6 protein-coding genes are annotated in these 9,156 nt (G+C 39.6%); 2 read left to right on the top strand and 4 right to left on the bottom strand.

What is annotated here, in order from left to right; translation table 11 throughout:
* Positions 1 to 379: 379 nt before the first annotated feature.
* Complete coding sequence (locus RT445_RS20880; protein ID WP_312506697.1) at positions 380 to 3,568, bottom strand: BTAD domain-containing putative transcriptional regulator; 3,189 nt, start codon at positions 3,566 to 3,568, stop codon at positions 380 to 382.
* A 157-nt stretch (positions 3,569 to 3,725) separates the two neighbouring features.
* Positions 3,726 to 4,706, bottom strand: a complete 981-nt coding sequence (locus RT445_RS20885) for a diaminopimelate dehydrogenase (RefSeq protein ID WP_274793221.1) — start codon at positions 4,704 to 4,706, stop codon at positions 3,726 to 3,728.
* A 283-nt stretch (positions 4,707 to 4,989) separates the two neighbouring features.
* Between RT445_RS20885 and RT445_RS20890 the strand changes: the two genes are divergently transcribed.
* The gene (locus RT445_RS20890) at positions 4,990 to 5,295 is read left to right on the top strand and encodes a hypothetical protein (protein WP_312506698.1); all 306 of its coding nucleotides are present in this window, start codon (positions 4,990 to 4,992) and stop codon (positions 5,293 to 5,295) included.
* 184 nt (positions 5,296 to 5,479) lie between these two features.
* Here the strand turns inward: RT445_RS20890 and yeiL are convergent, their stop codons facing one another.
* Complete coding sequence (gene yeiL / locus RT445_RS20895) at positions 5,480 to 6,142, bottom strand: transcriptional regulator YeiL (protein ID WP_274793223.1); 663 nt, start codon at positions 6,140 to 6,142, stop codon at positions 5,480 to 5,482.
* Positions 6,143 to 6,240: 98 nt separating this feature from the next.
* On the opposite strand from yeiL, the gene RT445_RS20900 reads away from it, so the two are divergent.
* Complete coding sequence (locus RT445_RS20900) at positions 6,241 to 7,392, top strand: MFS transporter (RefSeq protein ID WP_313471480.1); 1,152 nt, start codon at positions 6,241 to 6,243, stop codon at positions 7,390 to 7,392.
* Between the two features lie 36 nt (positions 7,393 to 7,428).
* Here the strand turns inward: RT445_RS20900 and RT445_RS20905 are convergent, their stop codons facing one another.
* The gene (locus RT445_RS20905) at positions 7,429 to 8,613 is read right to left on the bottom strand and encodes an oxalate decarboxylase family bicupin (RefSeq protein WP_313471481.1); all 1,185 of its coding nucleotides are present in this window, start codon (positions 8,611 to 8,613) and stop codon (positions 7,429 to 7,431) included.
* Between the last annotated feature and the right edge of the window lie 543 nt (positions 8,614 to 9,156).

Below are 9,156 nucleotides of genomic sequence, written 5' to 3' on the forward strand. Positions count from 1 at the left end.
CTTTGGAGCGGCTCACCCTATTTAGGAGCGACTTCTCCTTACCTTCGAGCGGTTTCACCCTATTTATGAGCGACTTCTCCTTACTTTCGAGCGGTTCCACCCTATTTATGAGCAACTTCTACCTACTTTGGAGCGGCTCACCCTATTTAGGAGCGACTTCTCCTTACCTTCGAGCGGTTTCACCCTATTTATGAGCGACTTCTCCTTACTTTCGAGCGGTTCCACCCTATTTATGAGCAACTTCTACCTACTTTGGAGCGGCTCACCCTATTTAGGAGCGACTTCTCCTTACCTTCGAGCGGTTTTGCTTATTTTTAGCTTACTTTGCTCCTACCATTAAGAGATAGTGTAGGATTGCTCCCGTCTTCGACCCATCTGGCTACCCCATAATCAAATCATAGACAGCCATGGTGGATTCCATCGGCGTTGTGTTTAATTCTTGCTGCAATTGATGGACACATTTTTCATACCATTTTAATGCAAGGGAACGATTTTGCAGTTGATAGTGACTGTACATGAGCAAGCGATACCCTTCCTCCCAAAGGGCATCCTCTCGTAGAATCTTCTCTGCGTAGTTGATAGCTTTTTTAAATTGCTGTTGTCGCGTTGCATTTTGTGCTAACCGTTCAAGCACTTCAATATATAAAAATTGTAGCTTTTCGCGATCCTGGGCAAGCCAGTCAATTTGCTTTTTTTCAGCGTACAAGGTATCCGTATAACTCGCTTCTGCTAATTGTAGCCATTCATTGGACAGCTCTGGATCAAATTCCTCCATACCTAACTGGTAATAATAGAGGAACCGCTCCACATCAATGTGGAGAAAAGAGATATGCTGTAGCTGATACATACTATTTTTTCGCTGAATAAAAAAACTATCCTGTCTTGCATTCCGCTGTGGTTCCAACACTTTTAATAATGTATTTAACACTACCTTAAAATCTCGGTCTAAGGACTCGATACTGCGTTCAGGCCATAATGCCTGGGCAATTTCCTCCTTTGGTGTAAAGCGATGACGGTGACAATACAGATAGACAAATAATTCCTTTGATTTATCGCGTTGCCATTCTTTATCTTCCAGCTTTCGTTGCCCTCTAATTAAACTTAAACTCCCAAAAAGTTTGATTTGAACTTCATCATGCGGATAACTGATGCTACCCTCCACTTGAAAATAATGTCGTAATGCTTGAATGGCTGGATGTTCCTCCTCACCATTTTGACTAAATTGCAATAGTTCGTAGAAAATCATGCGATTACTTGGACCAAGAATCATCTTCTTTTGCAAAAAATATTCATAGCTATTTGCCAAACATAATTGCGCAAATTGTTGAAAATATGGTTGAAATTGCTCGACATTCTGTTCTTGAAAAGCAATGACTGCTTGATAAAACAAAACATGCATCAAGCCATTACGATCACCGCATTCGTGAAATAAATGCTGAGCTTTTTTTAATAATTGCTTTGCTCGTTCTGTTTCTTGCTCAGAAAGAATGATTTTCACTTCTGCTATAAGAATAAGGGCCGTCATCCATGCATCTTGTACCTGCTCTGTTTCCTGTAAACCAAGCGCTAAGTATTTTTTCGCTGCGACCATATCCCCTAACGTATGTTTGACAATGGCTAACCCCATATAAGGCTCAGCTTTAACCCGTGAGATATTGATCGTATTCATTAAAGATAAGGCTTTTTCATAGGCCTTACATGCACCTTGATGATCAGGATAATCCATTAACAGCAATGCATGCGCCTTTCTGATATAGCCAACAGCCTCAATGAATATGGACTTTTCTCTTAACCCCCGCCGAATGCCGTGCTGTGCAGCATACCAAGCATCCTTCCCTTGGCCTAACAATGCATAGACAAAAGATGCAAGTAGTTCACTTTCACGATGTGTCGCCACAAGCTGGGGTGGTAATTCAAGCCGTTGCGTTAATAATTCCTTCGCCTCTTGTAATTGTCCTGTACGTAATAAAACACGTACATCAACATTGGCTCGTTGAACGACATCCTCAGGCAATGCCACATCCTCGATAAAAAGTTGAGCACCTTTCGCCTTTCCTAAATTCACTAGATTTTCTGCGTATTGTCGTTGTAGTTCTAATAATTCCTCTTTTAATAATGGTGTATGTTGAGCTAGCTCTAATGCCCGTTCTAAATAGGGCTCCGCTAAGGCAGGTTGAATGGTGTCTAAATATATATGCGCTAAGCCTGCTTGGGACTTGGTCATAAATAAATGATCCTGCTGTTGCTCGGCAATTTCTGCGCATTTCTCATATGATTGCTTTGCTTTTTCATAAAAAGCACGATAGCGATGACATTCACCTTCAAAATAATATAGCTTATAAAAATTGTTTTTTTCCTGTGCTGTAAACCGATTGATTTTTTCCAACAACCATTCAAACTGACCAGCACGTACTAATGGTTCTGCATGTTGCTGTAATAGCTCCCCACAAAAATCATGGTCATTTGTTTTAAAGGCATGATAGAGGACAGCCTGAATATTATGATGCTCCACATAATACAAAGCAGCTTGTTTATGTAGCGCTTTATACTGGCTTGGAAATTGTCTCCACTTCATTTCTAAAAATCGGCTAAACAATGCATGGAACCGATATAAACCATCAGTTGTTACTGGTTGAATAAATAAATGGCGCTGTGTTAATGGATGTAGCATTTGTGCAGTGTCAAGGCCATAAAATTGCTTCAATAGCTCCACTGAAAAGGTAGGAAAAATCGCCAACTTCAAAATCATCTCCTGCTCAGTCGAAGTCATCGTACTATACACTTCCTCGGACAAATATGTGAAAAGGTCGTTTGTTGAAATTGTTAACCAATGTTCTAAAGACGCATGGTGCCATTGCTCAGCTAATAAAGAAATACTAATAGCCCAGCCTTCGGTAATCTCTAGCACCTTCTCCATTTCAGTAGCTGTTAAATGCACATCCACATATTCTTCAAAAAAAACGGCAATTTCCTCGGTTGAAAATGCAAGTTCTTCCTCTTTGATGATGAGCAATTTTTTTTGCAGCTTTAATTTCCTTGTAATATCCCAATTAGGTAATGTTCTAGAAGCAATAATAAAACGAACCGTGGGCGGCGCAAATTCAATCATTTTTTCCATTATATAATTAATGTGAAAAACATGATCTACATGATGAAAATCATCAATAACAATTAGTAGAGGCTCATCCATATCACATAAGCAGTTCACAAAAAGTTTGTACCAGCGATTAATTTCCTCCATTTTTGGAAAGCGAGATAATTGGTTCCACGCAGCAAATGAATGCCCAAAATTCGGTACTACTCGCTGTATACTAAAAAAAAGGTGCCTTAAGAAAGGTAATAGATTATCATCTTCATCGGAGACACTATACCAAGAAAATTTACTAGTTTCGTTATGAAGGAATTGAGTAAGGGTGGTCGTTTTACCATACCCTGCACCACTATGAAGAATTGTGCAAGAATGCTGATGACTTTGTTTTAGTGTTTTCATCAGTGCTGCTCTATTAATGCAATGATTAGACGGGCTTGGAGCTATACATTTGGATTGAATAATAATATCTGTTGTCACGTTAAATAACCTCCATACTTTGTAAGGTTACTAAAATCTTCTCGAAAATTCAGATTTTTAAATTATTGACAGTTTACCATATTTTTAGAGAAATAATGGCTTAAAATAAAAAATCCCGATTATCATATCAATGATAACCGGGAAACTGCCGTTATGATTATAGTAATTCTTTACGTAAATCTGCAGCTGATTTTGGTGAAAGTAGACCGAATGGGATATCAAATACTGTTTTCGCGCCTTTTTCACCTGCTTGGCTAAGACGATGTGCAGCACGCGCATAAGCTACTAATACACTTGACGTGAAGTTTGGATTACTTTCAAGTTTTAATGAGAATTCAAGAATTTGTTTGTCGTTTGCACCACTGTCACCACTGCGAATGACAAAACCACCATGTGGCATACCTGTATGGTTTGCTTTAAATTCTTCTTCAGAAATAAAGTTAACTGTTGTGTTATATTCATCGAAATAGTTAGGCATTGTGACAATTTCTTGTTCCACTTTTGCTGCATCTGCCCCCTCTTCTAACACAACCCAACATTCGCGTGCGTGCTTTTCACGAGTTGTGAGTTCAGGGTTTTCCCCATTACGTACACGTTCTACAGCTTCTTTAATTGGTAAAGTGTATTGAACCGCATTTTTAACACCTTCGATACGACGAACAGCATCTGAGTGACCTTGACTTAGACCATCTCCCCAGAATGTGTATGTTGTACCAACCGGTAAAACGGATTCCCCTAATAGGCGATTTAATGAGAATAAACCTGGGTCCCAGCCAACTGAGATAACCGATACTTTACCAGATTTTTGTGCAGCAGCGTCTACAGCATCAAAAAATTCAGGAATTTTCGCATGTGTATCAAAGCTATCGATTGTATTAAACCATTGTGCAAAGTGAGGACCTTGCTCTGGTAAATCCGTTGCAGAACCACCACATAAAATCATAACATCAATGTCGTTTTGGAATTTTTCAGCGTCATCTACTAAGTATACGCTAGCATTGCTTGCTACGTTTACCGTTGAAGGATCACGGCGTGTGAACACCGCTACTAATTCCATATCTGGATTTTGTGAAATGGCATACTCCACACCACGTCCTAAATTTCCATATCCTACAATACCTACTCGAATTGCACTCATCAAAATTCCTCCTAACGATTACGTGACTTTGTGAAAACTTTCACGTTAAATCTAACTTCAATAATACTTTGTGTTAGAAAAATTCACAATAGTTTGAGTATGAGTTTTTTTAAAAGAATTTATATCAGTTTTCTATGGTTTTTATCCCATAATGGTATGAATACGGTTACAAATTACTAATTATTCCATGAACCTTAAAGTTATTGTAAAAGCCTTGTAAATGACGGCTATTTTCCCAATGAGTCTTGTACAATAAATGTAACGACAAAAGGGGGCATGTTGAATGAAAAGTATTGGTTACTCACCAAGCACAACATTGGCACAAGGAGAACTACTTGCATTCCATATGACACAACATTTAATGAACGATGAAGCATTGCAAACTGGTAGTAAGGATGAAAAGTTTGTACCTAATCAACATTTATGTATCGGCGTTTTACCTTTTGACGTTATGGTAGATACATTAAACATTTCCATCCAAAAAAACAAGGTGCATGAGGTTGACTTTTACCATAGTGGCAAGGAAATCGCACGCTGGCTCATTAAAAAAAGTGAATACAACAAGCCATGTCCAGACTTCTATGTGTGAAGTCTAAATAATCATTGTGTCGGACTGTTTAGGTTGAGCACATTAATGAAAATTATGTGCGAGCGTTTTCTCTGGCTAAAGATTATCTTACTCCTCATTTTAAGCGTTTCCCTTCAATTATAGATCGCTTTACTCCTCTTTCTAAGCACGACTTTTTAAAGAATGATCAACAATTTTCATCATACTATTGAATTTCCTGTGCTAGCTGTGCAAGGCGCTCCTCATCAATTATATGGTAACCTGTCTTGCTCTTTTCTAGAATTTTCTCTTCGCAAAACTGTGCCAATACATATAATAAATGGCGATAGGAAACCCCTAAATACTCACAGATTTCCGTATGTTTCTCCTTATAGACACCTTGGTCGGCAGATAATTGGATAAAGGCTGCTAAACGATTTTCAAAGGGATATGCCTGATTTTGTGTATATTTAGACGTCATTTTTGTGGCTTTTTCCCCTAAAAACACACAAAGTCTGCGTAAAAATAAAGCATCCGCGAGTAACTTTTCCTTACACGACTGTGTAATCGAATAACAAATGGTTTTTGTTACGGTTTGGATCCCCTTCGTATACCTTGCCTCATTTAGTAATTCAATTTCCCCCATAAAACGTGGTGCTTCCAAATATTCAATAAGTGAAACCTTGCCGTTTTTATGCGTCATATAGAGCTTCGCCTTTCCTTCGATCATGTAATACAATGTATCTGGAAAGGAGCCCTCCTGAAAAATCCATTCTCCTTTGTCAAATTGACAGACTTCCAGATAGGGATCAATTTCAAATGAGAAAAAATCATTGATCGGATAGTTTTCAAGATAATGGTTCCGCGCTTCAGCTGTTAGTATATGCATTTTTTTACTCTCTCCTATAAAAAATATGAGATATCTCACATTATTGTAGCGGTGAACGTGCTATTATTCAACATAGTTAATGGAGGTACGGTAAATATATGAACAATCAACGATGGCTTTCTCAAAATTTCTTTACATTTTTCATTACTTGGGGCATTTTCTTACCCTATTGGACAGGATGGCTTGTTGATGCAAAACATCTGACAGTATCACAGGCGAGTGTAGTCATGGGCTGTGGTCTACTTGCTCGTGCAACATCCAATCTTTTCTTCTTCCCAACACTTGCAAAATATGTAAACAACAAACGACTCATTACGATATTAGCAGTAGGAGCTCTTCTGACGGCAATACTCTACATACCAAGTACAGGATTTATGGCATTATTAATCGTGACGATTTTATTTAGTATTTTTTATCCGGCACTGTTACCTGCTGTCGAAAGTAGTGCAGCAACACTTGTCCAGCACGGCAATATTCACTATGGCAAAAGCCGCTCCTACGGTTCCTTTGGTTTTGTCATTGCTGTATTGATCATTAGTATGCTGACTGGGGTTTTCGGTAAAAACGTGATCTTTTGGAGCATGATTATTGGTCTTATTGGCATGTTGCTCATGCAGCAATTAGCAACACCAAAGGAATTACTCGTTGTGCCAACAAAAGATCAACGCGCAAAATCTTTATCAATGAAAATGTTATGGAGTATCAAAGGCTTCCCTGTAGTATTATTCATCGTTATTTTGCTACAGGGCGCCCATGCCTCCTATTATAGCTATGGCTATATTTATTTAGAGGATTTACATGTAGACCCATTTTATATGGGGATGATTATTAACATTGCTGTTATTTGCGAAATCCTCTATTTTATGAAAGCTGATACGTTTTTGACAAAGTGGCGCTCTTCGTCTTTATTACTTTTAGCAGCAAGCGGTTCTTCCCTACGTTGGTTACTCATCTTTATGTTCCCAAATGTATGGGTATTTATTGCCTCACAAACCTTGCATGCATTATCTTTTGCTTTAGCGCATTATGCATTTATTCGTTATCTAACACAAACCTTACCAAAGGAACAAATTCCAAATGCACAGGGTCTATACTCTGCATTAGCCATGGGCTTAAGTACGGCCATCCTGACGTTTTTAGGAGGCTATTTATATGAACTATCGCCTGGACTATCCTTCGCAGCCATGCTCATATGTACAGTGCCCGCTATCGCCATTTTGCTGTTAACACGCACAAAATATCAATATTAATCAAAAAGCAGGTGAGAATTTTTTTCACCTGCTTTGCTATTTCGGATAATAGGAAAAACCAGGATATTTCACCACCGGCCATTTTTCCTTTCTTAAGGCATGTAACAACTCAGGGCCGACCCGTAAATTACTTTGCACCAATTCAGTTGGCGTGAGAGCCATCCATTGATTTAAGGATACATCCTGGAACCGGTCACTTTTAAACATTTCTAAAAACCATAATGGTTCTGTGCCTGTATTTTCAATATAATGACCCGTAGCAAACGGAACATACCCAACATCTCCCGCTCGATAATCGAATGTTCGAGCTGTACCATTCCCTGTAAAAACAGTCATCCGTCCTTTTCCTTGTAAGTAATATTGCCATTCATCGTTATTAGGATGCCAATGTAATTCCCTCATCGCACCAGGCTCAATTTCTACCAGTGCAGCCGCAATATTTTTTGAAATGGGAAAATTAGTCGAATCAACTATGCGCACACTGCCTCCCGGTGTTTTCAATGGAGGCTGGGCTAACAAACGATGTTTAAAAGATTGTGGAACCTTGCCATAGGGAGATTGTACTTTTTGTGAATCTATGGGTCCTGGAACCTTATCTTGATATATATACACTTGTTCGTTCGGAATATGTTGGAAGGCACTCAGAGGAACACCAAAATTAGCCGACAATACTTCTTTTGGCGTATGGGCAAACCAATCCGAAATCGAGAGTGTATTGAGATCGGAGAAATTCCCATCATCAAACACTAATAAAAATTCACAACCGCCCTCTAGTCCCTGAATAGAATGAGGGATTCCTGGCGGGAAATACCATAAATCACCTGGTCCCACATCAGCAATAAAGTTACAGCCATTTTGATCGACTGCGGTAATGCGTGCATAACCAAGGAGCATATAAGACCATTCTGCCTGCTGATGCCAATGCAGCTCACGCACGCCTCCAGGTGTCAAACTCATATTAACACCCGCTAATGTCGTAGCAATCGGCAATTCACGAACCGTAATTTCCCGAGACCATCCCCCCTGATTTAAGGTCATATGCGTATCCGAAAACGAAAAGCGCAAATTAGGAATCAACCCCGCATCAGTCGTTGGCGGTACCAGCATATCAGGATTTTCTAAATCCCGCATAATATCTCGTGGCCCCTTATCCATCCCTCCTGCTCCATCACTCCTAACAGGCTGTGGCACCTGAAAATAACCTGGTGGCAAATTCTCCAAACGTTCACCTCTTTCCGCTATGATTCTTCTAAAATGTATGGGTGCAATGCTTTGATTATTCACTTTTCTTTATGTTGGTGAAGTGACTCAGGTTGGAATTATTAAAAGGAATTGTAGATTAATTCGTTGTTCAGAAGCTAGTTACTTCGTGCTACTCAATTTGGAGTGGTTTCCCTACATTTTAGAGCGCTTTCCCCGCGGTTTGGATCACCTTGCATCTTATTTGGAGCGGTTTCCCCGTTTTTTGGATCACCTTTCACTCTAGTTGGAGCGGTTTCCTCTCATTGTGGAGCGCTTTCCATCTATTTTGGAGCGGTTCTCCCGCTTTTTGGATCACCTTTTACTCTAGATGGAGCGGTTTCCTCGCTTTTTGGATCACCTTGCATCCTTGTTGGAGCGGTTCTCCCGCTTTTTGGATCACCTTTTACTCTAGTTGGAGCGCTTTCCCCTCTTTATGGAGCACTTTCTATCGAATTGGGAGCGGTTCTCTCGCTTTTTGGATCACCTTGCATCCTTGTTGGAGCGGTTCTCCCGCTTTTTGGA

Source organism: Lysinibacillus sp., from assembly GCF_032093475.1.
GTDB classification, from domain to species: domain Bacteria; phylum Bacillota; class Bacilli; order Bacillales_A; family Planococcaceae; genus Lysinibacillus; species Lysinibacillus irui.

Coding starts and splice junctions, on each gene's coding strand:
- RT445_RS20885 (WP_274793221.1), bottom strand. CDS start 4,706: ATGAGTGCAATTCGAGTAGGTATTGTAGGATATGGAAATTTAGGACGT.
- RT445_RS20890 (WP_312506698.1), top strand. CDS start 4,990: ATGAAAAGTATTGGTTACTCACCAAGCACAACATTGGCACAAGGAGAA.
- yeiL (WP_274793223.1), bottom strand. CDS start 6,142: ATGCATATACTAACAGCTGAAGCGCGGAACCATTATCTTGAAAACTAT.
- RT445_RS20900 (WP_313471480.1), top strand. CDS start 6,241: ATGAACAATCAACGATGGCTTTCTCAAAATTTCTTTACATTTTTCATT.